The 26694-nt window shown below is 69.4% G+C and carries 25 protein-coding genes and 1 tRNA gene; 16 read left to right on the top strand and 10 right to left on the bottom strand.

The features are described from left to right. Positions 1 to 37 precede the first annotated feature (37 nt). Complete coding sequence (locus tag Q0916_RS06930; RefSeq protein ID WP_299236049.1) at positions 38 to 1054, top strand: type II glyceraldehyde-3-phosphate dehydrogenase; 1017 nt, start codon at positions 38 to 40, stop codon at positions 1052 to 1054. 116 nt (positions 1055 to 1170) lie between these two features. Then, positions 1171 to 1545, top strand: coding sequence for an Hsp20/alpha crystallin family protein (locus tag Q0916_RS06925; RefSeq protein WP_299236047.1), 375 nt, complete (start codon positions 1171 to 1173; stop codon positions 1543 to 1545). 91 nt (positions 1546 to 1636) lie between these two features. On the opposite strand, the gene Q0916_RS06920 is transcribed toward Q0916_RS06925, so the two are convergent. After that, on the bottom strand, positions 1637 to 2506 hold the full coding sequence (locus Q0916_RS06920) for an ATP-grasp domain-containing protein (protein WP_299236045.1): 870 nt from the start codon (positions 2504 to 2506) through the stop codon (positions 1637 to 1639). 55 nt (positions 2507 to 2561) lie between these two features. Further along, positions 2562 to 4484 (bottom strand): ABC transporter ATP-binding protein, encoded by a 1923-nt coding sequence (locus Q0916_RS06915; RefSeq protein WP_299236043.1) that lies wholly within the window; start codon positions 4482 to 4484, stop codon positions 2562 to 2564. Between the two features lie 223 nt (positions 4485 to 4707). On the opposite strand from Q0916_RS06915, the gene Q0916_RS06910 reads away from it, so the two are divergent. From Q0916_RS06910 to Q0916_RS06880, 7 genes are all read left to right on the top strand, one after another. Beyond that, positions 4708 to 4962 carry a hypothetical protein gene (locus Q0916_RS06910; protein ID WP_299236041.1) on the top strand — a complete coding sequence of 85 codons (255 nt, stop codon included), beginning with the start codon at positions 4708 to 4710 and terminating at the stop codon, positions 4960 to 4962. 42 nt (positions 4963 to 5004) lie between these two features. Next, positions 5005 to 5211: a DUF7561 family protein gene (locus Q0916_RS06905; protein WP_299236040.1), complete on the top strand. Its 207-nt coding sequence runs from the start codon at positions 5005 to 5007 to the stop codon at positions 5209 to 5211. A 126-nt stretch (positions 5212 to 5337) separates the two neighbouring features. Then, entirely contained in the window at positions 5338 to 8145 is a 2808-nt protein-coding gene (gene alaS / locus Q0916_RS06900; RefSeq protein ID WP_299236039.1) for an alanine--tRNA ligase, read from the top strand. A 69-nt stretch (positions 8146 to 8214) separates the two neighbouring features. Next, positions 8215 to 8565 carry a hypothetical protein gene (locus tag Q0916_RS06895; RefSeq protein ID WP_414689316.1) on the top strand — a complete coding sequence of 117 codons (351 nt, stop codon included), beginning with the start codon at positions 8215 to 8217 and terminating at the stop codon, positions 8563 to 8565. Positions 8566 to 8630: 65 nt separating this feature from the next. Continuing rightward, positions 8631 to 9401, top strand: coding sequence for a PHP domain-containing protein (locus Q0916_RS06890; RefSeq protein ID WP_299236035.1), 771 nt, complete (start codon positions 8631 to 8633; stop codon positions 9399 to 9401). Between the two features lie 101 nt (positions 9402 to 9502). After that, positions 9503 to 9664 carry a DUF6757 family protein gene (locus tag Q0916_RS06885; RefSeq protein WP_299236033.1) on the top strand — a complete coding sequence of 54 codons (162 nt, stop codon included), beginning with the start codon at positions 9503 to 9505 and terminating at the stop codon, positions 9662 to 9664. Positions 9665 to 9704: 40 nt separating this feature from the next. Further along, the gene (locus Q0916_RS06880) at positions 9705 to 10445 is read left to right on the top strand and encodes a beta-ketoacyl-ACP reductase (RefSeq protein WP_299236031.1); all 741 of its coding nucleotides are present in this window, start codon (positions 9705 to 9707) and stop codon (positions 10443 to 10445) included. Between the two features lie 76 nt (positions 10446 to 10521). Here the strand turns inward: Q0916_RS06880 and Q0916_RS06875 are convergent, their stop codons facing one another. Together Q0916_RS06875 and Q0916_RS06870 are read right to left on the bottom strand one after the other, a co-directional pair. Next, complete coding sequence (locus tag Q0916_RS06875; RefSeq protein WP_299236029.1) at positions 10522 to 12150, bottom strand: sensor histidine kinase; 1629 nt, start codon at positions 12148 to 12150, stop codon at positions 10522 to 10524. Between the two features lie 97 nt (positions 12151 to 12247). Continuing rightward, entirely contained in the window at positions 12248 to 13978 is a 1731-nt protein-coding gene (locus Q0916_RS06870) for an excinuclease ABC subunit C (protein WP_299236027.1), read from the bottom strand. Positions 13979 to 14074: 96 nt separating this feature from the next. Here Q0916_RS06870 and Q0916_RS06865 point away from each other — a divergent pair, with 96 nt between their 5' ends. From Q0916_RS06865 to ilvA, 4 genes are all read left to right on the top strand, one after another. Then, positions 14075 to 14338, top strand: a complete 264-nt coding sequence (locus Q0916_RS06865) for a hypothetical protein (RefSeq protein ID WP_299236025.1) — start codon at positions 14075 to 14077, stop codon at positions 14336 to 14338. A gap of 53 nt (positions 14339 to 14391) precedes the next feature. Then, positions 14392 to 15306: an ABC transporter ATP-binding protein gene (locus Q0916_RS06860; RefSeq protein ID WP_299236023.1), complete on the top strand. Its 915-nt coding sequence runs from the start codon at positions 14392 to 14394 to the stop codon at positions 15304 to 15306. Continuing rightward, on the top strand, positions 15303 to 16163 hold the full coding sequence (locus Q0916_RS06855) for an ABC transporter permease (protein WP_299236021.1): 861 nt from the start codon (positions 15303 to 15305) through the stop codon (positions 16161 to 16163). Before Q0916_RS06860 ends, Q0916_RS06855 begins: the two co-directional genes overlap by 4 nt. 237 nt (positions 16164 to 16400) lie before the next feature. Continuing rightward, on the top strand, positions 16401 to 17609 hold the full coding sequence (gene ilvA / locus Q0916_RS06850; protein ID WP_299236019.1) for a threonine ammonia-lyase: 1209 nt from the start codon (positions 16401 to 16403) through the stop codon (positions 17607 to 17609). 75 nt (positions 17610 to 17684) lie between these two features. On the opposite strand, the gene Q0916_RS06845 is transcribed toward ilvA, so the two are convergent. The 6 genes from Q0916_RS06845 to Q0916_RS06820 all read right to left on the bottom strand — a co-directional run bounded on the left by Q0916_RS06845 (position 17685) and on the right by Q0916_RS06820 (position 24021). After that, positions 17685 to 19190 carry a hypothetical protein gene (locus tag Q0916_RS06845; protein ID WP_299236017.1) on the bottom strand — a complete coding sequence of 502 codons (1506 nt, stop codon included), beginning with the start codon at positions 19188 to 19190 and terminating at the stop codon, positions 17685 to 17687. Between the two features lie 97 nt (positions 19191 to 19287). Further along, positions 19288 to 21033 carry an L-lactate permease gene (locus Q0916_RS06840; RefSeq protein ID WP_299236015.1) on the bottom strand — a complete coding sequence of 582 codons (1746 nt, stop codon included), beginning with the start codon at positions 21031 to 21033 and terminating at the stop codon, positions 19288 to 19290. A gap of 320 nt (positions 21034 to 21353) precedes the next feature. Continuing rightward, on the bottom strand, positions 21354 to 22685 hold the full coding sequence (locus Q0916_RS06835; RefSeq protein WP_299236012.1) for a PQQ-binding-like beta-propeller repeat protein: 1332 nt from the start codon (positions 22683 to 22685) through the stop codon (positions 21354 to 21356). Positions 22686 to 22764: 79 nt separating this feature from the next. Then, positions 22765 to 23211: a hypothetical protein gene (locus Q0916_RS06830; RefSeq protein ID WP_299236010.1), complete on the bottom strand. Its 447-nt coding sequence runs from the start codon at positions 23209 to 23211 to the stop codon at positions 22765 to 22767. A 56-nt stretch (positions 23212 to 23267) separates the two neighbouring features. Further along, positions 23268 to 23879: a (d)CMP kinase gene (gene cmk / locus Q0916_RS06825; RefSeq protein ID WP_299236008.1), complete on the bottom strand. Its 612-nt coding sequence runs from the start codon at positions 23877 to 23879 to the stop codon at positions 23268 to 23270. 69 nt (positions 23880 to 23948) lie between these two features. After that, positions 23949 to 24021 (bottom strand) — tRNA-Gln (locus Q0916_RS06820). A gap of 169 nt (positions 24022 to 24190) precedes the next feature. On the opposite strand from Q0916_RS06820, the gene Q0916_RS06815 reads away from it, so the two are divergent. The 3 genes from Q0916_RS06815 (at position 24191) to Q0916_RS06805 (ending at position 26685) form a co-directional block, all read left to right on the top strand. Further along, complete coding sequence (locus tag Q0916_RS06815; RefSeq protein WP_299236007.1) at positions 24191 to 24769, top strand: IMP cyclohydrolase; 579 nt, start codon at positions 24191 to 24193, stop codon at positions 24767 to 24769. A gap of 86 nt (positions 24770 to 24855) precedes the next feature. Further along, positions 24856 to 25473, top strand: a complete 618-nt coding sequence (gene engB, locus Q0916_RS06810) for a GTP-binding protein EngB (RefSeq protein WP_299236006.1) — start codon at positions 24856 to 24858, stop codon at positions 25471 to 25473. A 111-nt stretch (positions 25474 to 25584) separates the two neighbouring features. After that, the gene (locus tag Q0916_RS06805) at positions 25585 to 26685 is read left to right on the top strand and encodes a tRNA (guanine(26)-N(2))-dimethyltransferase (RefSeq protein WP_299236005.1); all 1101 of its coding nucleotides are present in this window, start codon (positions 25585 to 25587) and stop codon (positions 26683 to 26685) included. Positions 26686 to 26694: the final 9 nt, after the last annotated feature.

Here is a 26694-nt window from a genome sequence, read left to right as displayed (position 1 = left end):
AGAAACGGTTATTCCCGTGGGCTCTCGATCGACCCGTATGGCAATCCAGGTCGCGGTCAACGGCTACGGAACCATCGGTAAGCGGGTCGCCGACGCCGTGACGCTGCAGCCCGACATGGAACTGGTCGGCGTTGCGAAGACGCGCCCGAACCACGAGGCGACGCTGGCCGTCTCGAAGGGGTACCCCCTCTACGCGGCCGTCGCAGACCGGATCGACGCCTTCGCCGAGGCGGGGATCGACATCGCCGGCGGCGTCGAGGAGCTCGTCGCCGCGGCCGACGTCGTCGTCGACGCCTGTCCCTCCGGGATCGGCGCACAGAACAAGCCGATGTACGACGAGCACGACACGCCGGCGCTGTATCAGGGCGGCGAGGACGCCGGGGTCGTCGACGTCTCGTTTAACGCCCGGAGCAACTTCGAGCGCGCGATCGGCGCCGACCACGTCCGCGTCGTCTCGTGTAACACGACGGGGCTGTCGCGGCTCTTGGCCCCCCTCGAGGAGGCCTACGGCGTCGAGAAGGCGCGCGTCACCCTCGTCCGCCGGGGCGGCGACCCCGCACAGAGCGGCCGCGGCCCGATCAACGACGTCCTCCCGGACCCGGTGGAGCTCCCGTCGCACCACGGCCCGGACGTGAACACGATCTTCCCGGAGCTCGACATCGACACGCTCGGGCTGAAGGTCCCGGCGACGCTCATGCACACCCACTCGGTCAACGTCACGCTCGACGCCGCCCCCGACGCCGAGGCGGTCGCCGCGCTGCTCGACGACCAGCGCCGGACGTTTCTGATCCCGGCCGCGAGCGGCATCGACGGCGCCGGCGCGATCAAGGAGTACGCGATGGACCGGGGACGCCCCCGCGGTGACGTCTGGGAGAACTGCGTCTGGCGGGAGTCGGTGTCGATGGAGGGCAGGGACCTGTACCTGTTTCAGGCGATCCACCAGGAGTCCGACGTCGTCCCCGAGAACGTCGACGCGATCCGCGCGGTCTCGGGGGCCGCCGACGCCGCCGAGTCGATGGCGACCACGGACGAGGCGCTCGGGATCGGGCTCTGAGACCGCCCCGCACCCGCCCTGCACCCGCCCCGCACCCCCTCCGATCGCGACCGGCGGCCTCCGGACGCGCCGACACCGACAGAAGGCTTTTGCACCGCTCTCCCGTACCGGAGGACATGCGACGCGATGACCGCGACGACCCGTTCGACGACATCTTCAGCGAGATAGAGCGGATGATGGAAGGGATGGCCGGCGGCTTCGACGCCGGCGACGCCGGCTTCGGCGGCGACGCCCACGTCTCCGTCTACGAGACCGACGGGCGGATCCGCGTCGTCGCGGACCTCCCTGGCGTCGACAAGGAGTCCATCCGGATCAAATGCGACGGCAGACACGTCACCATCGCCGCCTCCACCGAGACGAGCGAGTACGAAGAGCGGATCGAACTCCCCGGCCGGGTCGACGAGCACTCGGCGTCGGCGTCGTTCAACAACGGCGTCCTCGAGATCACGCTCGAGCGGACCGACAGCTCCGCCGACATCGACCTCTCGTAACCGGACCCGCGTCGCGTTCTCGCCGCCCGTTTCCGGCCCTTGTTGCCCGCTCTCCGACGAGCGCACCGAAGCTCTCACCCCCGGGAGGCCGCTATCCGCCCTCCGCGGTCCGACGTATCAGCCCCGCGAGGCGGTCGTAAAACTCCGGCTCGTACTTCGACGCGTCGTCGACGGTCGGGCGGGCGTTCGTCTCGTTGACGACGACCCGATCGCCCGACACGAGGAGATCGACGCCGAGCCAGTCGATCCCGAGTTCGCGGGCGGCCCGCTCGGCCAGCCGACGCCGCTCGTCCGATAGCTCGACGCCGTCGGCCGTCGCGCCGCGGTGGACGTTGTGCTTCCAGCGCCCCGCCTCGCGGTCGGCGGCGCCGAGCCGCCGCTCGACGGCCCCCGCGTACTCGCCGTCGACGACCATCACCCGGAAGTCCCGCGCGTCGGGGAGGAACTCCTGGACGAGAAACGAGCGGTCGTCGGCGGCGCGGTAGTCGTGGATCAACGAGAGGTAATCGCAGATGCCGAGAAACGAGTCCAGGTCGTGGGCCTTCGCGATGCCGATGCCCCGGGTCGTCGAGTTCGGCTTGACGACGACCGGCGGGTCGAGCCGCTCGAAGGCCGCCCGGAGCTCCGAGCCCCCGACCGGGTTCGACACGTAGACGCTCTCGAGCGTCGGCACGCCCGCGCGATCGAGCCGCGCCAGCGTCCCGGCCTTGTTCCGGCTCCGGAGCACCGCCTGCCTGTCGTTGACCCAGGGCACCCCGAGGAGCGCGTCGGCGACGCCGCCCTCCATCGGACGGGCCGGATAGACGAACCCGGCGTCGAAGGTCCCCTCGACGAACGGCTCCGAAAGCGGCTGTGCGCGCTTCGTCGTCGGAACGTGCGTCGCCTCGATCCCGCGCTCGGCGAGCGGGTCCGCGATCCGCTCGAGCGTTTCGGCGTCCGTTGCGACGGCGAGACGGAGCATACCGAACCGGCGGCGGCGAGACCCTTGAATACGCCGGTCGTCGCCCCCGGTCGGGTCAGTCGTCGTCCGCCTCCGTCCGGGCCCGCCGCTTCGCCGCCCGCCGGACGAACTCCTCCGGTAGTTCGTCGATCTCGCCGGCCTGGACGCCCCACAAATGCGCATAGAGGCCGCCCGCCTCGATCAACTCGGCGTGGCTCCCGCGCTCGACGATCCGGCCGTCCTCGAGGACGACGATCGTGTCGGCGTCTTTGATCGTCGAGAGCCGGTGGGCGATCGCGAAGGTCGTCCGGTCGGCCGTGAGGCGGTCCAAGGACCGCTGAATGAGCATCTCGGTCTCGGTGTCAACGTCGGAGGTCGCCTCGTCGAGGACGAGTATCGCGGGGTCTTTCAGCACCGCCCGGGCGATCGACACCCGCTGTCGTTGCCCCCCGGAGAGTTTGACCCCGCGCTCGCCGACCATCGTGTCGTAGCCCTCCGGGAGGTTCGTAATGAACTCGTGGGCCTCGGCGGCCTTGGCGGCCTCGACGATCGACTCCTCGTCGGCGTCGAAGGCGCCGTAGGTGATGTTCTCGCGGACCGTCCCGTGGAACAAGAACGCGTCCTGTCCGACGTAGCCGACGTTGCTCCGAAGCGACCGCAGCGTCACGTCCCTGACGTCCTGGCCGTCGATCCGGATCGAGCCCTCGTCGACGTCGTAGAGCCGCAACAGGAGCTTCAGCACCGTCGACTTCCCGGCCCCCGTGGGACCGACGAGCGCGAGCGTGTCGCCGCCCTCGACGGTGAAATCGACGTCCTCGACGATGCGTTCGCCCTCGTCGTACCCGAAGGTGACGCCGTCGTACTCGACGCGGCCCTCCTCGACGGCGAGGGCGTCGGCGTCGGCGTCGACGCCCAACCGATCGGGCTCGTCCATCAGCCCGAAGATCCGCTCCGCCGAGGCGTACGCGCGCTGGTACATGTTGATTATCTGCCCGAACTGCGCCATCGGCCAGATGAACCGCTGTGTGAACAGGACGAAGACGACGAAGGTCCCGACGCTCAACTCCCCGGTGAGCGGCCCCGGTCCGGTGCCGGTGAAGACCCACAGCCCGCCGACAATGAACGTGACGACGAAGCCGAAGCCGGCGAGCAGTCGGAGCCCGGGGAAGAACTTGATCCGGGTCCTGATCGCGCTCCAGTTCGCGTCGAGGTACTCCGTCGAGACGTCCTCGACGCGGTCGGACTCGTAGGCCTCGGTGTTCGAGGACTTGATGACCTGAATCCCGCCGAGGTTGTTCTCGAGCCGCGAGTTGACCGTCCCGACGGAGGAGCGAACCCGGGCGTACTTCGGCTGGATCACCCTGATGAAGAGGTACGTAAAGCCCGCGATGACGGGCACCGGCAGCAGCGCGATGAGGGCGAGTTGCCAGTTGTAGTACACGAGCACGCCGCCGATCCCGAGGACCATCACGCCGAGGCGGAACACCGAGTTCAGCCCCTCGTTGAGGAACTGCTCGAGTTGGTTGACGTCGTTCGAGAGGACCGACATCAACTCGCCGGTCTGCTTGTCGGCGAAAAACCCCATGTTGAGCCGCTGCATCGTGTCGTAGGTGTCGGTCCGGACGCTGTGTTGGATGTTCTGCGCGAAGGCGTTAAACCCCCAGTTCCGGATCCAGTGGAACGCGGCCCCGAGGGTGAACGCCCCGGCGATGATCCCGATGAGAACCCAAAACTGGGCCGTCTCGTCGGCCGGGATCCACGCCCCGGGGACGAGCCAAAGCGAGAAAGGCTCGTCCCGGAAGACGGCGTCGATCGCGACCCCGAGAACGATCGGCGGGATGAGATCGAGCAGCCGGGCCGCGACGCTCGCGACGACGCCGACGACCATCGTCCCGACGTTCGGGCGGCCGTACACCGAAAAGAGCCGCCGCATCGGGTCCTCGGCGTTGTCGCGCTGCTCCTCGAAGGGGTCCTCATCGTCCCAGGCGATATCCGCCATCACCGCTAGTCGCCGTCCCGTCCGCATAACGCTTGGCCCACCGGCCACGCAGACGCCCCCTCGGCGCCGTCCCGCCCGCTTCCCGATCCGCGGGTAAAGCACCGAAACGTCACGCCGAAGCCGCACGTGTTTCACCGAAACGTTCGGAAAATTATTCTCGTATGTTATCAGTAACGTACCAGCGGAAAATTTATTATATCGGTTCGGGTATATACTCTTGACGGTGGTACAGATGCCGGAGAAACACCCCTCTAGCGATATCTCCCGCAGCGCCCGCCAACCCGCCGGAAGCGACCCCCGATCGCTCCGCGCGCTCACCAGATACGACCTCGTGCTCGCGGCCATCGGGCTGTTGATGCTCTGTGCCGTGGTCGTCGGCCACGTCTCAACGCTCCCGCTGTACGCGGCCGTCGCCGCCGGCGCACTTTTGGCGGTTCCGGTGTTGCTCGACGGCCTGGCGATCAACCCGCCCGCCTGACCCGATCCGGTCGCTTTTGACGCCGCGGACCGTACGCCGCCTATGACGAGCGACCGGTGTGACGCCTGCGACGAGGACGTCCCCATCGGGGGCGGCATCTCGGGCTTTTGGTCCGCCGACCCCGAGGGCACCGGCGGGATGACCCTGGAGTTGCCCGACGGCACCGAACACTTCCTCTGTTTCGAGTGCATCGATGACCTGCCCGAAGCGCCCACCGGCGACGACGTCGCCGAACTCGGGCGTCGGTGAACGGCCGCCGCGGGGCCTCTCGGGTCTAAACGGCAAAAACAGGCCATAGAACGCTCGATACGCCGTATTTGTGCCGCTCTCGGCACTCGAAAACCCTTTAGCCGATCACGGGCCAAACGGAGCGTAATGAGTGACCTCGCCGAGGAATACCAACTCGAATACTTCCGCGAAGAGGGCTTCGAACGGACGGAGTGCTCGTCGTGTGGGGCGCACTTCTGGACGCGCGACCCCGACAGAACGCTGTGCGGGGAACCGCCGTGTGCCGACTACGAGTTCATCGACAGCCCGGGCTTCGACGAGGCGTACACGCTCGAGGAGATGCGCGAGGCGTTTCTCTCCTTTTTCGAGGACCACGACCACGAACGGATCGACCCCTACCCGGTCGCCGCGAACCGCTGGCGCGACGACGTCCTGTTGACGCAGGCGTCGATCTACGACTTCCAGCCGCTCGTCACCTCCGGCAAGACGCCGCCGCCGGCCAACCCGCTGTGCGTCTCACAGCCCTGCATCCGGATGCAGGACATCGACAACGTCGGCAAGACCGGACGGCACACGATGGCCTTCGAGATGATGGCCCACCACGCCTTTAATGCCCGCGAGGACGTCGAGCGCTCCGACGAGTACGCCTACGAGGGGGAGGTGTACTGGAAGAGCGAGACCGTCCGGTACTGCGACGAACTCCTCGCGTCGCTCGGGGCCGACATCGAGGACGTCACGTACATCGAGGACCCCTGGGTCGGCGGCGGCAACGCCGGCCCCGCAATCGAGGTGATCTACCGGGGGCTCGAACTCGCGACGCTCGTGTTCATGTGCATGGAGCGCGACCCCGACGGCGAGTACGAGCTCAAGGACGGCAACACGTACTCGTTTATGGACACGTACATCGTCGACACCGGGTACGGCCTCGAGCGCTGGACGTGGATGTCCCAGGGCACGGCGACGGTGTACGAGGCGATCTACCCGGAGGCGATCGAGTTCCTGAAGGACAACGCCGGCCTCGGGTACACCGACGAGGAGACCGAACTCGTCAACCGGGCGGCGCGGCTCTCCGGACAGCTCGACATCGACGACGTGGACGACGTCGAGGCCGCCCGCGACGACATCGCCGCCGAACTCGGCGTGCCGACCGAGCGGCTCCGGGCGCTCGTCGAGCCGCTCGAAACCGTCTACGCGATCGCCGACCACTGCCGGACGCTCGCGTACATGCTCGGCGACGGGATCGTCCCATCGAACGTCGGAACGGGGTATCTCGCCAGGATGGTCCTCCGGCGGACGAAACGGCTCGTCGACCGCGTCGGCGTCGACGCGCCCCTCGACGAGCTGGTCGACATGCAGGCCGAGCGGCTCGGGTACCGGAACCGCGATACGATCCGGGACATCGTCCGCACGGAACTCGAGAAGTACCGCGAGACGCTCGAACGCGGGGGCCGGGTCGTCGAGCGCCTCGCCGAGGAGTACGCCGAGCGCGGCGCGGCGATCCCGCTCGAGGAGGTCATCGAGCTGTACGACAGCCGGGGGATCCAGCCGGACATGGTCGAGGACATCGCCGCCGACCGCGGCGTCGATGTCGAGGTCCCCGACGACTTCTACTCGCTCGTCGCCGCCCGCCACAGCGACCCGGCGGACGACGGGGGCGGCGGCGAGGGCGGGGACGGACCGCCCGCCGACGACCGGGCGAGAGAGCTGCCCAAGACGGAGAAGCTCTACTACGAGGAACCCGAGCGGACCGAGTTCGAGGCGGTCGTCCTCGACGTGCTCGAACGCGAGACGGACGACGGGGCCGCCTACGACGTCGTCCTCGATCAGACGATGTTCTACCCCGAGGGCGGCGGCCAGCCGTCCGACACCGGCACGCTCTCGGGCGGGGACGTGACCGTCGAGGTGCGCCACGTCCGGGAGGCCGACGGCGTCGTGTTACACCGGACGGACGGGGACCCCGGAAAGGGCGATTTCGTCCGGGGGCAGATCGACGGCACCCGCCGCCGCCGCCTCATGCAACACCACACGGCGACCCACATCATCGGGCACGCGGCCAGGGAGGTCCTCGGCGATCACGTCCGACAGGCGGGCGCACAGAAGGGCACCGAGTCCTCGCGGTTCGATATCCGCCACTACGACCGGATCTCCCGCGAGGACGTCAGGCGGATCGAGCGCGTGGCCAACGGCATCGTGACCGACAACGTCGCCGTCGAACAGGAGTGGCCCGACCGCCGCGACGCCGAGGACAAACACGGGTTCGATCTGTACCAAGGCGGCATCCCGCCCGGCGAAACGCTGCGCCTGATCCACGTCGGCGACGACGTACAGGCGTGTGCGGGAACGCACGTCACGCGGACCGGCGACGTGGGCGCGATCAAGCTCCTCTCAACCGAACGGATCCAGGACGGCGTCGAACGGCTGGTCTTCGCCGCCGGCGACGCCGCCATCGCGGCCACACAGCGCACCGAGGACGCGCTGTACGCGACCGCCGACACGTTCGACGTCTCGCCGCCGGAGGTCCCGGAGACCGCCGAACGGTTCTTCGAGGAGTGGAAACAGCGGGGCAAGCGCATCGACGACCTCACCGAGCAACTCGCCGCGGTCCGCGCGAGCGGCGAGGCGGGCGGTCGAAGCGTCGAGATCGGCGACGCGACGGCGGTCGTCCAGCGCGTCGACGCCGACATGGACGAACTCCGGGCGACGGCGAACGCCCTCGTCGAGGAGGGCTCGGTCGCGGTGCTCGGCAGCGGCCTCGACGGCGCGACGTTCGTCGTCGCCGTCCCCGACGGCGTCGACATCAACGCGGGCGCGGTTGTCGACGACCTCGCCGCCAGGGTCGGCGGGGGCGGCGGCGGCCCGCCGGACTTCGCACAGGGCGGCGGCCCCGACGCCGACGCGCTCGAGGACGCGCTCGAGGCGGCTCCGGACGTGCTGCGCCGGCTCTCGGAGGCCTGAGGCCCCCAACGCCCCCGCGCCGCCGGCCACCAACGGTTTACTACCCCCTGTCGTAGGGGGGACGAAATGATCGCTCCGCTCGTCGGCTCGCTCGTCGCCTTCGTGGTCGCACTGCTCGTCGGCGGCCTGGCGATCTACGTCAGCGCGAGCGTCATCGCCGACGCCGACGACTACGGCCACGCCGTCGTGACGGCGCTTTTCGGTGCGATCGGGTGGGCGCTGTTCTCGTGGATCCCGCTCATCGGGACGATCCTGGCGCTCGTCGTCTGGGTCGGCGTTATCAACTGGCGGTACCCGGGCGGCTGGAAGAACGCGGCGGTCATCGGGATCGTCGCGTGGCTGGCGGCGCTCGTGATCCTCGCGATCGTGAACACCGTGCTCGGACTCGGCATCGGCGCGTTCGGCGTCCCCGGGGTCTGAGCCCGCGACGAGACCGCTTCGGTCCGAAGCGCCGCGTCTTTGTCCGCCCCGCCCGAAGACGACCCATGCCAGTTGCGGATCTCCACGTTCACACGACCAACTCCGACGGCGCGTTGACCCTCGAGACCCTCCCGGCCGCCGCCGAGCGGGCGGCGGTCGACACCGTTGCGATCACCGACCACGACCGGCTCCACCCCGAGCTCTCTACCCCCGTTTCGGCGATCGGCGAGCTCACCGTGATCCACGGGATCGAGCTCCGGGTCGACGCCGGCGACCAGCGGCTCGACCTCCTCGGGTACGGCGCCGAACGGACGGCCGCCCTCGAATCGATGATCGACCGGCTCCAGACCGACCGCCTCGAGCGCGGCCGGCGGATCATCGACCGCGTCGAGGAGCGGCTCGGCACCGAACTGCCGATCGAACCGCGCCCCGGTCTCGGTCGCCCCCACATCGCCGAGGCGATCGCCTCGGCGTCGTCGTACGGCTACGGCGAGGCCTTCGCGGAGCTGATCGGCGACGGCTGTCCCTGTTATGTGCCCCGGGACGTGCCGTCGTTCGAGGAGGGCCTCGACGTCCTCGCGGGGGCCTGCGGGCTCGTTTCGCTCGCGCACCCGCTTCGGTACGACGACCCGGCGTCGGCGCTCGAACGCTGCGCGGCGCTCGACGCCGTCGAGCGACACTACTCCTACGGCCGCGAGACGGACCCCGCGCCGGTCGATCGGGCACTCGAGCGGTGGGATCTCGTCGCGACCGGCGGAAGCGACGCGCACGACGACACCCTCGGCGTCGCCGGGCTGGACGACGACGACTACCGCCGGTTCCGGGCGGCGCTTTGAGCCCGACCGTCCGACGGCCCGATCCGTCGTGTCCGCCGACCGTCCGACGGCGCGATGACGCGAGCGCTGGGTTCAAACCCCCCGGTCCCATACGGCCGTACATGCAGTGTCACTACTGTGACGAGGAGGCCGCTGTCGCAGTCGAGAAGAACCACATCAAGGTCGGCCTCTGCAAGCCGCACCTCCGCGAGCGGATGGAGGAGCTCTCGGACACCGAATGGCTCGAGGAGTTCCAATCGCAGATCGACGACGCCCTCGAGTAGGGTCAGGAACCCTTTTGTCGCTCCCATCGACAGTAGGCGTATGCTCGACGGAAAGACCTGTCTCGTCACCGGCGGATCGCGCGGTATCGGCCGCGCCATCGCCGCGGAACTCGGCCGACACGGCGCGAACGTCGCCGTCAACTACCGCTCCTCGGCGGCGGCGGCCGAGGCGGTCGCCGAGACCATCGCCGAGTCGGGCGGCGATGCGGTGGCGGTCCGGGCGGACGTGGCCGACTACGAGCAGGTCGAGTCGATGCGGGAGACGGTCCGGGACCGCTTCGGCGGCCTCGACGTCCTGATCAACAACGCCGGGGTCACCGCCGACAAGAAGTTCGAGAACATGACCCGCGACGACTGGGACCGCGTCGTCGACGTCAACCTGGGCGGCACGTTCAACTGCACGCACTGCTTTTTCGAGGACATCAGATCCGCCGACGACGGCCGACTCATAAACATCTCGAGCGTCGTCGGCCAGCAGGGCAACTACGGGCAGGCGAACTACGCGACGACGAAATCCGGGCTGTTCGGCTTCACGCGAACGCTCGCCTTGGAGTTGGCCGAATCGGGCTCGACCGCGAACTGCGTCGCGCCGGGGTTCGTCGACACCGGAATGCTCGAGGTCGTCCCCGGCCGCGTCAAGGAGAAGATACTCCGTCGGATCCCGCTCGGCCGGTTTGCGACGCCGGAGGACGTCGCCGGACTCGTCAGGTTCGTCGCCAGCGACGACGCGGGCTACATGACGGGACAGGTCCTCGGCGTCAACGGCGGCATGGAGTGGTGATCGGACCAATCCCCACTCGCCCCTATGCCGGCCCCCGCCTCTGCGTCCGTTCTTCGGTCCGCTTCGTCCGCGAGGATCACCCGCCGTCGGCGGTTTCGTCGGCGTCCCCGCGTTCGCCCCCGCTCTCGTTTCCGGCGCCGCCGCCCTCGAACCCCACGCCCGTGATCTCGAAGCGCGCGCCGCCGCCCTCGGCCTCCGTCGCCGCGATCGCCCAGCCGTGGGCCTCGATTACGGTCCGGACGATCGCCAGCCCCAAGCCGGTGCCGTCGCCGCCGGTGTACCCGTCGTTGAACACCTGTCCGCGGTCCTCGGGAGAGAACCCGGCGCCGTCGTCGACGAACGCGAACCCGCCCTCGATCCGCTCGACGCGCACGGTGACGTCGGAGCCGCCGTGTTCGACCGCGTTCCGGAGCAGGTTCTCGAACGCCTGCCGGAGCCGGCTCGGGTCCGTCTCGACGCGCCCGATCTCGCCGATCTCGACTGTCGCCCCCGGCGTTTCGACCGCCCGGTTCGCGCGCTTTGCGACCGCCGAGACGGGCACCTCTTCGAGTTCCCCGAGGTCCTCGGCCTCCCGCGTGAGCGTCCGGAGGTCCTCGAGGATCGTCTCCATCCGTTCGGCCGCCGCCTCGATCCGGTCGATCGCCGCGGGATCGTCCGACTCGCGGGCCAGTTCCGCGAAGCCGGTGATGACGTTGAGCGGGTTCTGGAGGTCGTGGCTGATCACCGACGCGAACCGCTCGAGGCGCTCGTTTTGCCGCTCGATCTCCCGGCGGCGGTCGTTGCGCCGCAGCGTCCGCCCGATCAACTCGCCGGCGGTCCGGAGTCTGGTCTCCGTCCGCTCCGAGAGCCGGCCGGCCGGAGCGCCGTCGACGACGAGCACGCGGCTGAGCGCCCAGTCGATGACGACCGGCACCGCGACGAAGACGCCCTCGGAACCGTACCCGAACCGCTCGAGGGACGCCGCAGCGGACCCCTCCTCTCTGTCCTCCTCGCCCGCGGCCGTCCGGAACGTCTCGAACTGCGAGAGCGCCGCGGCGAAGCCCGGAAACTCCTCGGCCCGGACCGCCTCGTGGCCGACCGGGTCGCGTCCCGCTGCGTGCCACTCGTGGGTCACGCGGAGCCGGTCGTCGTCGTACGCGTAGACGACGCCGCGGGTCCCCCCGAGCGCCTCGGCGACCGAGCCCAGGCCCCACTCGATCTTCGTGTCGACCTCGTCGGGGGCCGCGCCCATGAGGTTTCTTGCGGTCTCGAGGACGGTATCGCGCAGGTCGGGCGAGGGGTCGTCGGTGCCGTCTCGGTCCGCACCGGCGCGTTGGCCGCCGCGGGCGGCCTCGATGCGCTCGCCGAGTCGCTCGAGTTCGGGCGCTTCCCTCGGCGCTCCCGCGAGGCCGTCCCGGTACACGATGTCGCACCCTTCGCGTCTTGCGATCGCCCGCATCAGCGCCGGGTCGGCGGTGTCGCTGAACACGACCACCGGCGCTGAGGGGACCGCGTCGTCGGCACAGAGGGCGCGAAACGTTTCGGCGTCGACGACGAGACAGTCGGCGTCCGGATCGATCGTCCCGAGTTCGGCGGACGAGTCGGCCGTCTCGACCCGATACCGATCTCGCAAGGCGTCTTCGATGTCGTCTTCCAGTGCGACGGACAGGAGCCGACCGGCCCGTCGATCGCCCGACGAGCGCTCCCCGCGAGACTGGGGCTGCATTATCAATCGTTCCGGCCGAACGACGTATATACCCCGGACCGGATTCGAGCGTCGATACCGACCGCCGTTTTCGGTCGCGCCCCGCCGCCGCGGTCGGTCACAGCGCCCCGTCGATCGCCGACGCGGTCTCGCTTCCGACGCCGTCGACGCTTCGCAGTTCCGCCCTGGAGGCGGCCCGTATCCCCTCGACGCTGCCGAACCGCCGGAGGAGCCGTCCCCGGAGTTCGGGCCCGACGCCGTCGACGGAATCCAGCGGCGTCGAGACCGCGTCCCGGACGGTCTGGTGGTACTGAACGGCGAAGCGGTGGGCCTCGTCGCGGACGCGCTGGAGGAGATGCAGCGCCGGATCGTCGTCGTCCCACTCGCGGACGCCCTCGGCGGTGACGACCAGCTCCTCGGCCTTTGCGAGCGCGACGGCTGGCACCGACCACCCGGTCTCCGCGAGGGCGTCCCGCGCCGCGCCCAACTGCCCCTCGCCGCCGTCGATCAACAGCAGGTCGGGGTCGGGGCGGTCGTCGCGGTCCTCGATTGCCCGCTCGGCCCGCCACCGGAGGAGCGCCCGCATGTTCGCGTAGTCGTCGTTCGTCTCCGCGAGTTTCTTCCGCCGGTAGCCCGACTTTTCGGGCGATCCCCCGACGAAGACGACGTCGCTGCCGACGACCGCCGTCCCGCCGGTGTGGCTCACGTCGAAGCCCTCGATCCGCTCGGGGGCGTCGATCCCCAACCGGCGGCCGAGGACCCTCGCCGCGTCGCCCTCGCCGCCCGTCCGCCGCGCGTTCTTCAAAGCGAGATCGACGAGCGTCGCCTCCCGTCCGGCCCCCGGAACCCGGACGGAAACGCCCTCGCTTTCGAGCCAGCGATCCAACTCGGGGTCGTCGTACCGCTCGGGGACCAACAGCGCGTCCGGCAGGGACCTGTCGGCGTAGAACTGCGGCACGAAGGCGGCGAGCACCGCGGCGATCCGGTCTTCGCCCTCGGGGGCGTCGACGCGGTGGCGCTCGCGGTCGACGAGCTTTCCGCCCTCGCTGTGGAGCCTGGCGACGGTCGCGTCGCCGCCCTCGACGGACACGCCGAGCACGTCGACGACGTCCTCGCGCCGCCCGGAGACGGCCTCGCCGCCGCCGCCGTGGAACGACTCGACGGCCTCGAGTCTGTCCCGGAGCGCGGCCGCCCGCTCGAAGGACTGCGCCTCCGCCGCCGCCTCCATCTCCCGGCGCAGCGGCTCCGCGAGAGCGCCCGTTTCGCCCTCGAGAAACCGGACTGCGGACTCGACGTCCTCGGCGTACTCCTCGAGTGACACCTCGCCGGTACAGGGGGCGCTGCACAGCCCCATCTCGTGATCGAGACACGGCCGGTCGCGCCCCTCGTACTTGTGGTCCGAACAGCCCCGGAGCCCGTAGACCGACCGGAGGGCCTTGCGGACGGTCTCGACCCGCCCCTTGTCGGTGAAGGGGCCGAAGACGACCGCGCCGTCGTCGGGGTCCCGCGTCACCTCCAACCGCGGGGCGTCGTGGTCGGTGATCGCGACGAGCGGGTAGGACTTGTCGTCCTTCAGCCGGACGTTGTACCGCGGCTGGTGGCGCTTTATCAGGTTCGCCTCCAACAAAAGCGCCTGCGTCTCCGTCTCGGTGACGGCGGCGTCGATGCGCTCGGCGCGCTCGGTCATCCGACGGATCCGCTCGCTGCGCGGCTCGGTGTAGGACCGCACCCGATCGCGGACGTCGACCGCCTTCCCGACGTACAGCACCCGATCGCCGGCCTCGAACTGGTAGACCCCCGGCTCCGTCGGGAGCTCCGTGGCCCGCTCGGCGATCGCCGCGGCGTCCATACCAGCTGTTCGCTCCGGGAAAGTATCAGCGTGACGCGTCCGGCCGATGCCGGGTCCGGGACAAGAGGTATGTCCGTCCCGGTCGATCTCGGTGCGATGCCCGACACCGAACGGCTCTGGCTCGCGCGCCGCGAGTACGGCGACGAGTCGCTCGTCGAACTCGTGTACGCCTCCCCCGACGGGTCCCGCCGCCTGATAAAGAACCTCAGCGCCCACCTGCTCCGATCCACGACGGTCACCGCCGCCATCGACGCCGACCCCGAGGCGGCCGAACCGGTCGGCTCCGAGGCGCTCCGCCGGGAGTACGCCGCGGAGGTCGACCGCCTCAGAGAGACGCACGACCCCGACGATCCGGTCTGATCGCGCTCCGAGACTCAAGGCCTATAATCCGTCGGGCGGAAGCCGTACTCGATATGGCCGCCATCGAACTCGACAGCGTCGAGAAGTCCTTCGGCGACGTGCGCGCGCTCCGCGGCGTCGATCTCACCGTCCCCGAGGGCGAGGTCTTCGGCTTTCTCGGACCGAACGGGGCCGGGAAGTCGACGACGATCAACATCCTCCTCGATTTCGTCCGCCCCGACGCCGGCTCGGTCCGCGTCCTCGGTCACGACGCCGCCGGAGACAGCGTCGCCGTCCGGAAGCGGACCGGCGTCCTCCCCGAGGGGTTCGACGTGTACGACCGCCTGACGGCGCGCGAACACGTCGCCTTCGCCATCGACTCGAAGGGGACCGGCGGCGACCCCTACCCGGTGCTCGAACGCGTCGGGCTCGCCGACGACGCCGGGCGGAAGGCCGGGGGCTTCTCGACGGGGATGCGACAGCGCCTCGCGCTGGCGATGGCGCTCGTCGGCGATCCGGACCTGCTCGTCCTCGACGAGCCCTCCTCGGGGCTGGACCCAAACGGCGCGCGCGAACTCCGGGAGATCGTCACACAGGAGGCCGCCGAGGGGACGACGGTCTTTTTTTCGAGTCACATCCTCGGACAGGTCGAGTCCGTCTGCGACCGCGTCGGGATCATCCGCGAGGGGGAACTCGTCGCCGTCGACACGATCGAGGGGCTCAGATCGAACGTCGCCGGCGGGTCGACGCTCGTTGTCGAGGTCGACGCGGTCCCCGAGGGCGCCGTCGAGCGCCTACAGCGCCTCGAGGGCGTCTCGGAGGTCGCCACCGAGGGCGACGGAACGACGCTTCGGATCTCCTGTGAGGACGACGTCAAGATGGACGCCGTCCAGGAGCTGGAGTCGGCCGGCGCCGACGTCTCGGATTTCACGACCGAGGAGGCGCCGCTCGAGGACCTCTTTGCCGCCTACACGGAGGGCGAGCGATGAGCTGGCAGGCGGTCGCAGAAAAGGACTTCCGGGACGCGATCCGCTCGCGGCTGCTCGTCGTGCTGACCGCGCTGTTCGCGCTGTTCGCGGCGGGGGCGGCCTACGTCGTCACCGAGATCGACCCGCCCCAACAGGCGCAGTTCACCGGCGAGGTGACCACCGTCCTCCTCATCGTCGGGCTGGTGCAGGCGACCGCCGTCTTCATCCCGATCGTCGCCATCGCGGTCGCATACCGGGCGCTCGCCGGCGAGCGCGAGAGCGGGAGCCTGAAACTGCTCCTCTCGCTGCCGAACAGCCGGCGCGACATCGTCTTCGGGAAGTTCCTCGGCCGCTCCGGCGTCGTCGCGGCCGCGCTGTTGGTCGGCTTTTCGATCGGGCTTGTCGTCACCGCCGCCCTCGCCGACGCGTTCTCGCCGCTCGAGTATCTCACGTTCGTGTTCATCTCGCTGCTGTTCGCGTTCGTCTTCGTCGCCATCACCGTCGGCATCTCGGCGTTCACCGCCTCGACGTCGCGGGCGGCATACGCCGCCTTCGGGCTCTTCGCCGTCTTTCAGTTCCTCTGGTCGCTCCTCGCTCGGGGGCTCGTGTACGTGCTCAACGGGTTCTCCTTCGAGGGGATCGAGGAGGGCGACGTCCTGTTTCAGCTGTTCCAGTTCCTCTCGATTCTCGATCCCACGTCCGCCTACAGCCAGGCGACCGTCTGGGTCGTTCGCCGCATCGCCGACAGCGAGGAGGCCCAATCGGCCGCCGACGCGGCGTTTTACCTCCAGGACTGGTTCGGGTTCGTGATACTGGCCGTCTGGATCGCCGTCCCGCTCGCCGTCGGCTACCTCCGTTTCGAGGCCGTCGACCTGTGAGCGCTTCCGGCCCCCGGTCCGACTGCATCCGAAGCGGTCGTCTGTCGCCCGTCTAACGACCGTCCGACACCGGTTTCACCCCGCTTTCGTCCTGCGATTTCACTTCCGCCCCGCATGCGCTGGTTTTATGTTCCATCCGGCGTTCGTTTCGGGTGCACACGCTCTTTCCCTTCTGCCGTTTCGATCCCGAAAGCGGCGCGCCGGAAGGCATACCACCGCCCGGCCGGTACCCCGGGTATGATTGAGTTCGCCGACGTGACGGCGGCCCGCGAACGCGTCGCCGAGACGGCGCGTCAGACCCCCTTGGAACGATCGAGGACGTTCTCCGAGCGGACCGGCGCCGACGTCCGGCTCAAACTGGAACACCTCCAGCGAACCGGGTCGTTCAAGATCCGCGGCGCGACGAACCGGATCGCCCTGCTGAGCGAGGCCGAACGCGACGCCGGCGTCGTCGCGGCGAGCGCGGGCAACCACGCCCAGGGCGTCGCCCTGGCGGCGACGCAGGCGGGCGTCGACTCGACGATCGTCATGCCCCAACACGCCCCGATCTCGAAGATCGACGCGACCCGCTCGTACGGGGCCGAGGTCGTCCTCCACGGCGTCGATTACGACGCGGCGGCCGAGCGGGCCCGCGAGATCGAACGCGACGAGGGCCGGACGTACGTCCACGCCTTCGACGACCCGGCTGTGATGGCGGGCCAGGGGACGATCGGCCTCGAGATCGCCGAGCAGTGCCCCGCGGTCGAGACCGTCGTCGTGCCGATCGGCGGCGGCGGGCTGATCGCCGGGGTCGCAACGGCGATCACCGAACTGACCGACGCCCGGGTCGTCGGCGTCCAGGCGGCGGGCGCGGCGAGCGCCGCCGCGTCGCTCGAGCGGGGCGAGGTCGTCGAGCGCGACTCGGTCGACACCATCGCCGACGGGATCGCGACCAGAAAGATCGGCGAGTCGACCTTCGAGGTGCTGCGCGAGCGCGTCGACGAGGTCGTCACGGTGTCGGACCCCGAGATCGCGAACGCGCTGACGTCGCTTCTGGAGCGCTCGAAGACGCTCGTCGAGGGCGCCGGCGCGGTCGCGCTCGCGGCGGTCTCCGAAGAGCGCTTCGCGTACGACGACGGCGAGACGATCGTCCCCGCCCTCTGCGGCGGCAACATCGACCTGAACGTCCTCACGACGGTGATCACGCGGGGCCTCGTCGAGCGCGGCCGCTTTCTGCGCATCAAGACCGTGCTGAAAGACCGGCCGGGGGCGCTCGAGGAGCTCGTCGGCCTGCTCACCGAACACCGGACGAACATCTACGCCATCGAGCACGACCGGGCCTCGAAGGACATCGCGATGAACGCCGCCGAGGTGGAACTGGACCTCGAAACGCGCGGCCACGACCACGTCGCAACGCTTCTTGAGGCCCTCGATGCGGCCGGATACGAGGTCGACGTGATGGTCTGATCCCCCCGCCCGAGCCGACGGCCCGACCCCGCCGTCAGACCCGACGATCGGGGTCGCCCCGCCGCGACGAGAAGATCACTCCAGCCACTCGACGAACGTCCCCTCGACGAGCGTCTCGGACTGCCGGTCGATGTAGTCCGACTGCATCCCCCAGATGGCCTGTCCGAACGGTTCGCCGGCTGCCATCCGCGTCTCGACGCGGTTTCGCTTCCACCGCGCCGGCGTCATCCGGCGGTCGACGCGCTCTCGAAGCGGCTGGATGTACCCGTTCGCCGCCGCCGCGTCGAACCCGCGCAACTCGAGGCCGTCGCGGGCCAACTCGAACAGTTCGGCGTACAACTCGTCGGTGTCCTCCGTCTCCGTCCCGTCGGCGGTGACCCACCGCAGGTCGGCCTCGATGCCGTCCCTGACCGCCCGATAGAAGTTCTCCCGCGCCGTCTCCCAGGGCTGCGTGCCGATCGGGTGCTCCCGGCGCGGCAGGCTCTCTAAGAGCCCGGCGAAGACGGCCAACAGCGCGATGGTTCCCCGGACCGTCGGCTGCCCCGGCAGCGGCCGGAACTCGATGCGGGCGTTCGCGCTCTTTCTCGTCGGTCCGTCGAAGACGGGCCGCACCCACCGCCAGAAGCTCCCGTGTTTGTGCCTGAAGTGGGCAAAGGCGTCGTCGAACCGCCCCTGTGGATCGATCTCGGCGGGGACGACCGTCGCGTCCCCGGCGATCCGGTCGATCGCCTCGTCGGTGCTCCCGATATCGGCCGGGAACGTGACCTTCTTTTCGCCCTCGGGGTTGAGCACCGACTCGAAGACCGGCACGCGGTTCTCCATCCAGCACTCGGCCACCACCGTCTCGCCGTCCGCGTCGTACAGATCCGGCGGGAAGAACGGCGAGTTGACGGCGAGCGCCAACAGCGGCCCGGCGATCCGGAGCGCGTACCGGAAGTTGTCGGGCAGGTCGTGGGCGTGGGCGACCTGGTAGTGCGGCTGGATCGACGTGATGAGGCTCTCGGGCATCACGGTGTCGGCCGCGAGCGAGACGTGCGGCGCCTCCAGTTGGAGGTCGGCGGCGTAGTCGGTGTTCGCCATCGCGTGGTACCGGACCGCACGCGACATGTTCGTCGCCATCCGGACCCCGCCCTGCTCGATGCTGTCGGTGAGATACTCTGAGACCGTCTCCCCGATCGGCGGCACCGTCCACATCCCGTCGCTTATGAGCGCCATCCCCTCCCTGGAGACCTCCCGCCGCGCCGCGTCGAGTTTCGCCTGCACCTCCGTCTGTTGGGCCTTGAGCCCGTACTGCGACAGCGGCTGCGGCGTCGTCGAGAGCTCGGCGTTGTGCAGGCCGAGTTCCTTCTCGAACCCGATGTGTTCGAGCAGCCGCCGCGGGACGCGCATCAACGCGTCCGTCTCGTCGTCGACGGCGTAGAACTCGTACTCCAGGCCGACGATCGCCTGGGGGTTGTCGAACGTCCCGTCGGCGATCTCCCCGCGCAGCGTCTCGGCCTCCGCTCGGACCCGCGATTCGAACGCCTCGGTGTCGACATCCAGCGTCGCTTCGATCTCCGTCACGAGGTCCGAGGCGGACATGTCTTCTCCTGTGAGCGGGAGGGTTTTGAAACGTGTGGGTCGCTCCCGGCGGACGGTTTCCGAGCAAAAAACGCCGAACCGCGCCGCGCTCCGCGCCTCAGAACAGCGTCGGGAAGAGGACGTAGCTGAACAGCATCGCCAAGACGCCCACGCCGAGGGCGTAGTAGACGAGCGGAATGAGGTTGAGCCGCATGACGCGGCCCTCTTGGCCGACGAGCCCCACGGTCGCGAGGGCGGCGACGAGGTTGTGGATGGCGATGAGGTTTCCGATCGCCCCGCCGACGGCCTGGGCTCCGACGATGATCTGCGTCGGGAGCCCGAGCTGTTGGGCCGCCTCGAACTGGAAGCCGCTGAACGTGATGTTCGAGACGGTGTTCGACCCGGCCATCGCCGCGCCGAGCGCGCCGATGAGCGCGGCGACGAACGGGTACACCGGCCCGAGGAGGTCAGCGGTCGCCTGTGCGAGCGCCTGGATCATCCCGAGATCGATGCTCGTCGGCGCCGACGCGGACTGCAGCATCACCTGCACCATCGCGATGACGAATATCAGCGCGACGAACGGAGAGGCGAGCTTCCGGGCCGTCTCGCCGAGCGCCGAGCCGAACTCGCTGCCGGACATCCCGAAGATCGGGACCGAAAGCAGCGCCGGCACGATGAGCCAGAAGCCGGGGACGCTCATCCACGCGATCTCGTTGGTGATCCCGGTCCCGAGGATGTTGTCCCAGCCGATCACGATCCCGAGCGTGATGCTGCCGATCTGGACCCCGATGTCGGGGTTCGAGATCGCGTTGCTGATCGGGCCGACCGCCCGCGTGATGACCAACAGCACGACGACGAGGACGTAGGGGACCCACGCCTTCGCCAGGGACATCTGCTGGCCGCCGTCGGTCGCGACCCTACCGGAGCTGTTCGAACCGGGCTCTATCGTCCCGACCCAGTGGTCCTCCCACTCGGAGCGATCCGGGAACTCCCAGTGGGTGTCGGGTAGAAGGTACCCCGCCCGAAGCACGCTGACGGTGATCGCGCCGCCGACCATCGCGCCGATGAGCGACGGGAACTCCGCGGTGAAGAACCACGCCGAGATCCAGTAGGGGACGGCAAAGGAGATCCCGGCGAACAGACAAAGCGGCGCGACCTCGAAGGCGTCGCTGAGCGAGCTGTCCTCGCCGCCGAAGAAGTGGACGACCATCCCGACGGCGAAAAGCGGCATCACGAACCCGATGAGGGCGTGGTACGTCGCCGCCCAGGCGGCGACCTCATTCGAGAACTCGGCGACGTTCGCGTAGCCGCCTTCTGTGATCGCCTGCTGGTAGATGTCCAACGAGAGCGGGTTCCTGATCCCGACGACGATCGGCGTGCCGACCGCGCCGTAGGTGACCGCGATGACGTGGCCGATGATCGCCGCGATGACGGCCGCAAGCGCCGGGAACCCGAGCGCGAGCAACAGCGGCGCAACGACGGCCGCGGGCGTTCCGAACCCGGCCGCGCCCTCGATGAACACCGCAAGGAAAAAGCCGACGAGAACGATCTGGACGCGCCGGTCGTCCGAGACCGCCGCGAACCCCTCGTTGATCCGATCGAAGGCCCCGGCCTCCTGTAGCGTATAGAGGAGCAACAGCGCCCCGAAGACGATCCAGAGGATCGTCAGCGCCGTCATTACCCCGTTTATCGAGGCGGCGACGACCCATTCCGCCGGCATCCCCCATACGGCGAACCCGATCACGACGGCGGCGATCCACGCGATGGGCATCGCCCGCGTCGCGGGCCAGAGGAACCCGACGAGGAGCACGCCGGCGATCAAAAGCGGTGCCGCTGCGAGGACCAACTCCACCGCGCTAACCATGGAGACCACCTCCACCGGAGCGGACGAACGCGTCGTTCGGTGTCGGTGTCGGTGCATCCATGACAGGCCAACTGGTCGCTGTCATGGAACATTTCATCACGTACTCGGTATTTATAATTATCGATGGTACAGGTGGCCGCGATCGGTCGCTCCGACGTCTGTGCGTGGATTTTACGAGAAATCTGCGATAATAAAAAGCCGTTCGTGATCTTCCTCAAAAACCGGCCAGAACACGCCGCGCATCCTCCGTTCGGGCGACAAATTCGACACACTCACGGATCGACCGCCCGATCCTGAGCACGCCGCCACGACGACCCCTGTCACGCCGGCACGAGACTGTACGCGCGGCCCCGTTCGTGCAGCCGCTCGGGGCCCTCGCCCCAGTACCCCGATATGTCGCCCCGCTCGGCGAAGAAGATCCGGCCCTCGTGCGGGATCGCCTCGCTCGTCACGTGGCCGACCCCCTCGACCCGCCAGCGCGTCTCCCCGGTCGTCTTGTCCAGCGCGTACAGGTGGGTGTCGTAGGAGCCGACCAACACCGTCTCGGCGGTCACCGAGAGCGAGCCGATGACGTTCCCCCCGACGTCCGTCGACCACAGCGGCTCGCCGGTGTCGGTATCCAGCGCGTGGACGTGGTCGTCGTCGCTGCCGACGTACACGACGCCGGCCTCGGGGTCGATCCCGGGGTTCGACATGACGACCTCGCCGGTCTCGAAGGACCACTCCTCGGTCCCGTCGGCCAGGCCGAGCCGGTAGAGGTGCCCGTCCCACGACCCGACGAAGGCGCCGCCGTCGTACGTCGGGATCGTCCCCTTGATCTGCGCGCCGGTCTGAAACGACCACGCGAACTCCAGGGAGGGGAACTCCCAGGCGTAACAGACCCCGTCGTTGGACCCCGTCAACAGCCGCTCGCTCGCGGGGTCGATCGACGTCGAGGGGTGGGGCATCCCCCACGGGCGGGCGTCGTGCCAAAGCGGCTGTCCGGTCGCCGCGTCGAGGGCCCACACCGTCCCCGAGGGCTCCTGCCAGGGGTAGTTGTACTCGGCGACGACGTAGATCACGCCGTCCCAGTAGGCGGGGCTCGACCCGATCGCGATCGCGCCGCGGAGCCGCAGGTTCGAGGTCTTCCAGACCCGCCGTCCCGTCTCGACGTCGAAGGCGTACATCGAGCCGTCGTAGCCCCCGATGTACGCCGTCCCGTCGATGACGAGCGGCGTTCCGTGGAACCCGAGGCTCCTCGCCGCGCCGGTCTCGACGCTCCACAGCCGCTCGCCGTCCGGCCTCACCGCGTGGAGCCGTCCGGTGTCGCTCGGGATCAACACCCGATCGCCCTCCGGCGTCGGTAGCGGGCTCGATTTCGCGGCCGTGTGACCGATCCCGTTGACCGGCATCGACCACTCGGTTTCGACGCGGTCGGGGACGACGGCGTCGGGGTAGTACCCAAGCCGCCGGAGCCCGCGTCTGAACATCGTCGCGTCCGCCCCGTCGGGGTACGTCTCGTCGTACGGCCGCAGCGCCGGATCGAACCCGGCCTGCGTCCGGTCGTACTCGCCGCGGAGCCTCGTCCACCCGATCCCGCCGACGGAGGCGGCCGCGACCCCGCCGAGGAGCCGCCGCCGGGTGACCGCCGATCGATCGGAACTGTCCGACATCACCCGGCCCGAGGGCCGCCGCCCGCATATGTGTCCCGGTCGCTCCGCGTTGCTCCGCGGTCGGTCTGTGAGTGCGGCCCTACCCTCCGATCCCCGATCCGGTCTCGCTCGCCCGCTCGCGGTACTCCGGTTCCGGCGGCTCCCACATGTCGTCGGGTTCGGTCCGATCGAACGCCGCCACGAGGATGTCGAACTCGGGCGACACCAGGACCGAGCCGACCCGCGATCGGTGGACGGTCCCGTCCGAGTCGTACACCCGCGGCTCCTCCACCCGCAGCCCCGGCGCGTCGGCGAGTCCGAACGCGGTCGGCGGAATGTACTCGAGGTCGGCCTCGCCGGCCAGATACAGCCGCTCGCGGCCGTAGTCGAGCACGACGACGTCGCCGTCCTCGTCGGCCCGTTCGAGCGCCGCGTACAGCCGCTTGCGCGACCACGGGCCGACGTCGATCAGGTCCGCCTCGCTCGTCACGTGGAGGTTGTGCCGCGACGTCGGTTCGGTGACGCGTTCGCCCCCGAGCGGGTCCATACGGCCTGTTATGTCGTTATCGGACATAACGGCTGTGGCCGCCGTCGCCGCCCCGATCAGGGCTCTAACCCGGGCGTCTCGAAGGCTCCCTCGTCGGACTCGGGGTCGTAGCTCTCCACCGCGGCGAGCACGACCGAGCGGGTCGCCTCGGGGCTCCAACGCGCGGTGTTGACGACGAGATCGTAGAAGGACCGGTCCTCGATGTCGACGCCGTAGTACGAGGCGTAGCGCTTCCTTTCGATCACCTCGCGGACCCGCATCTCGGCCGACACCTCCTCGCGGTCGTCGGTCCTCGCGATCCGGATCTCCTCGGGGGCGTCGAGCCGGATCCGGAGGTCGGCGTGCCCGGCGGCCAGGTAGCCGGCCAGCCGCGATTCGAGGACGAACGGCTTGTCGGCCTCGCCCCACTTCTCGGCGATCCGCTGGAGCCGGCGGTCGAGTTCGCGGTCGAGTTCGTCGCTGCTGCTGGCCTCGGCGGTGAGCTGTGAGAGGCTCATCCCGCGGTCCGCGGCGATCTCCCGGAACACCTCCCCCCCGGAGGCGTACCCGCAGTCAAGACGCTCCGCGAGCGACTCACAAAGCGTCGTCACGCCGCACCCCGGCGGTCCGGAGACGGTGATGAACAGGTCCGTATTGATCGCTCCGACCGGCCGCTCGGTATCCGACATACCCCCGGTTCGGCCGTGGGCGGGTAAAATCCGCCGCTTTCGGCTCCCGGCGTCCGAACCGACGGAGGATAGTCCATCCTGGATTCGAACCAGGGTCGTCAGCCCCAGAAGCTGACAGGATTGGCCACTACCCCAATGGACTGCGATCCGACGTATACGGCTGCCGGACTAAACGCTGTCGGTTTCCCGACCCTCGCCGCCCGCCGCCGCGTCGCGGGCGACGGCTCGTTCCGCCGCGGCGGGACCGCTCTCGGGGCGATCCGCCGGTCCGAACCGACACCGACATACCGATCGCCGGAGCACGTCCTCGCATGTACGTCGGACGGTTCATCGTCGTCGCGCCGGATCGGGCCGCCTACCGCGTCTCCTCGCGATCGTTCCCGAACCGGAAGGTGATCGAACGCGACGGCGCGCTCACGGTCGTCCCGACGGCGACGGCCCCGGAGACGGACAACCCGTACATCTCGTACAACTGCCTGCGAACGACCGACGACGGCGAAAGCGCCGTCATCGGCAACGGCACGCACGTCGACCCGATCGCCGAGAAACTCGAACTCGGGTACCCACCGCGGGACGCGCTCGCGGAGTCGCTTCTCGCGCTCGACTACGAGAAGGACGACTACGACACGCCGCGGATCGCCGGCGTCGTCGGAGACGAGAGCTACATCGCGACCGTCCGCCGGGACGCCCTTCTCGTCGAGGCCGTCGCGGAACCGACGCTCGTCGCCACCTACGAGGCCGACGCCCCCGAACCGACCGAACTCGCGGCCGACGAGCCCGCGGCGATGGCGGCCGACCTCTACGATCGGCCCTTCGAACACCCCGTCTGCGCGGCCGCCGTCGCCCGGTCCGCCGAGGGGTTCCGAACGGCTCTCCACAACGGCGAGTGACGGGTCACTCGGTCGGGCCGTTTTCCTCGACCCGACCGCCACGGTCCGATCGCTCGGCTTATCCGTCACAGCGGCGAACAGTTCGTATGTTCGAGAGCCGGCCCGACCGCGACGCGGAGGTGGTCCTGCTCGGGCGCTCCAACGTCGGGAAATCGACGCTCATGCGGGAGCTGACGGGCCACAACTTCGAGACGGGCGGCGCTCCGGGCGTCACGACGGAGCCGAACCACTACGACTGGGCCTCCGAGGACTTCCTCATCACCGACCTCCCGGGGTTCGGGTTCATGGCCGGCGTCCCCGACGACGTCCGCGAGCGGATCAAAACCGACGTGGTCCGGTACGTCGAGGCGAACGCGGAAACGATCCTCGTCGGGATCCTCGTCGTCGACGGCAACGCCGTCGTCGACATCATCGACCGCCACTCCGGGCCCGAGGAGATCCCCCACGACGTCGAGATGTTCGGCTTCCTCCAGGAACTCGACGTCCCGATCGTCGTCGCGGTCAACAAGATCGACAAGGTCGACGACCGCGACGACCGCCTCGACGCCCTCGCCGAACGGCTCGGGTACTACCCGCCGTGGCAGCAGTTCGACGAGACCTTCGCGCCGATCTCGGCCAAGCGAGGCTCCATCGGGCCGCTCAACGACGCCGTCCGACACCACCTCCACGAACAGCGGCGCGACGACCTTTTTAAGTTCTTCTGATCGCGCCTCCGGGCCGGAACGACCGCGATCGGACGGGTGTCGCCCCGACGCCGCCTCGGCGAGTCGCCCGCCGAGCGTGTCGCTTTTCGCGCCCGCCGCTGAACGGGCGGTATGGACGTCCGCGAGGGAGCCGTCACGATCGAGGTGCCCGAGAAGCGACACGGCGCGAGCGAGGGCTCCGGCGACGGGGTGTTCTACAACCCGGTCCAGGAGCTGAACCGCGACGTGACCGTCGGCGTCCTCCGGACCGTCGCCGACGAGTGCGGATCCTACCTCGACGCGATGACGGCGAGCGGGATCCGCGCCGTCAGAGCCGCCCGAACGGGCTACGAAGCCGCCGGCTGTGACCTCGACCCCGACGCCGTCGACCTCGCGCGTCGGAACCTCGACAAGAACGGCCTCGACGGCGAGATCCACCGCCGCGACGCAAACGCGCACATGCACGAACACCGCCACGACGTGGTCGATCTCGACCCCTTCGGCACCCCGATCCCCTTCGCCGACGCGGCGTTCCGGAGCGCGCGGCGGTACGTCTGCGTGACGGCGACCGACACCGCGCCGCTCTGTGGCGCGCACTTCGAGAGCGGCGTCCGGAGCTACGGCGCCGTCCCGCGCAACACCGAGTTCCACCCCGAGATGGGCCTCCGGGTGTTGCTCTCGGCGCTCGTCCGGACGGCCGCGCGCTACGACGTCGCCGCGACGCCCGTGTTGAGCCACGTTTCGAGCCACTACGTCCGGACGTACCTCCGCGTTGAGGGCGGCGCGCGCGCCGCCGACCGCCGCCTCGAGGAGCTGGGGTACGTCGATCACTGCCAGCGGTGTCTGTGGCGCGACCACGAGCGGACGCTCGTCGCCGACCCGACCGCGACGTGCCCGGAGTGCGGCCAATCGACGTGGACCGCCGGGCCGCTGTGGCTCGGCCCCGCCCACGATGCGGCGTTCGTCACCGAGGTGGCGGACTCGATCCCCGACGACGCCGGGACCGTCGGGCGCGCCCGGGATCTGCTCGAACGGATCGCCGGTGAACTCCACCGGCCGACGCACTACGACCAACACCGCCTGTACAAGCGGTGGGGCGAACCGAACGCCGCGATGGACGAGTTTCTCGGATCGCTGCGGGCGGCCGGCCACGACGCCTCCCGCACCCACTACGGCGGCACGACGTTCAAAACCGACGCGACCGTCGCCGAGATCCACGCGGCCGTCCACTGACCGCCAGCG

Origin of the sequence: Natronomonas sp. (genome assembly GCF_028274965.1) — an archaeon.
Classification (GTDB): domain Archaea; phylum Halobacteriota; class Halobacteria; order Halobacteriales; family Haloarculaceae; genus Natronomonas.
The sequence above is the reverse complement of the archived record's forward strand: the minus strand, read 5'-3'. Positions and strand labels throughout refer to the sequence as shown.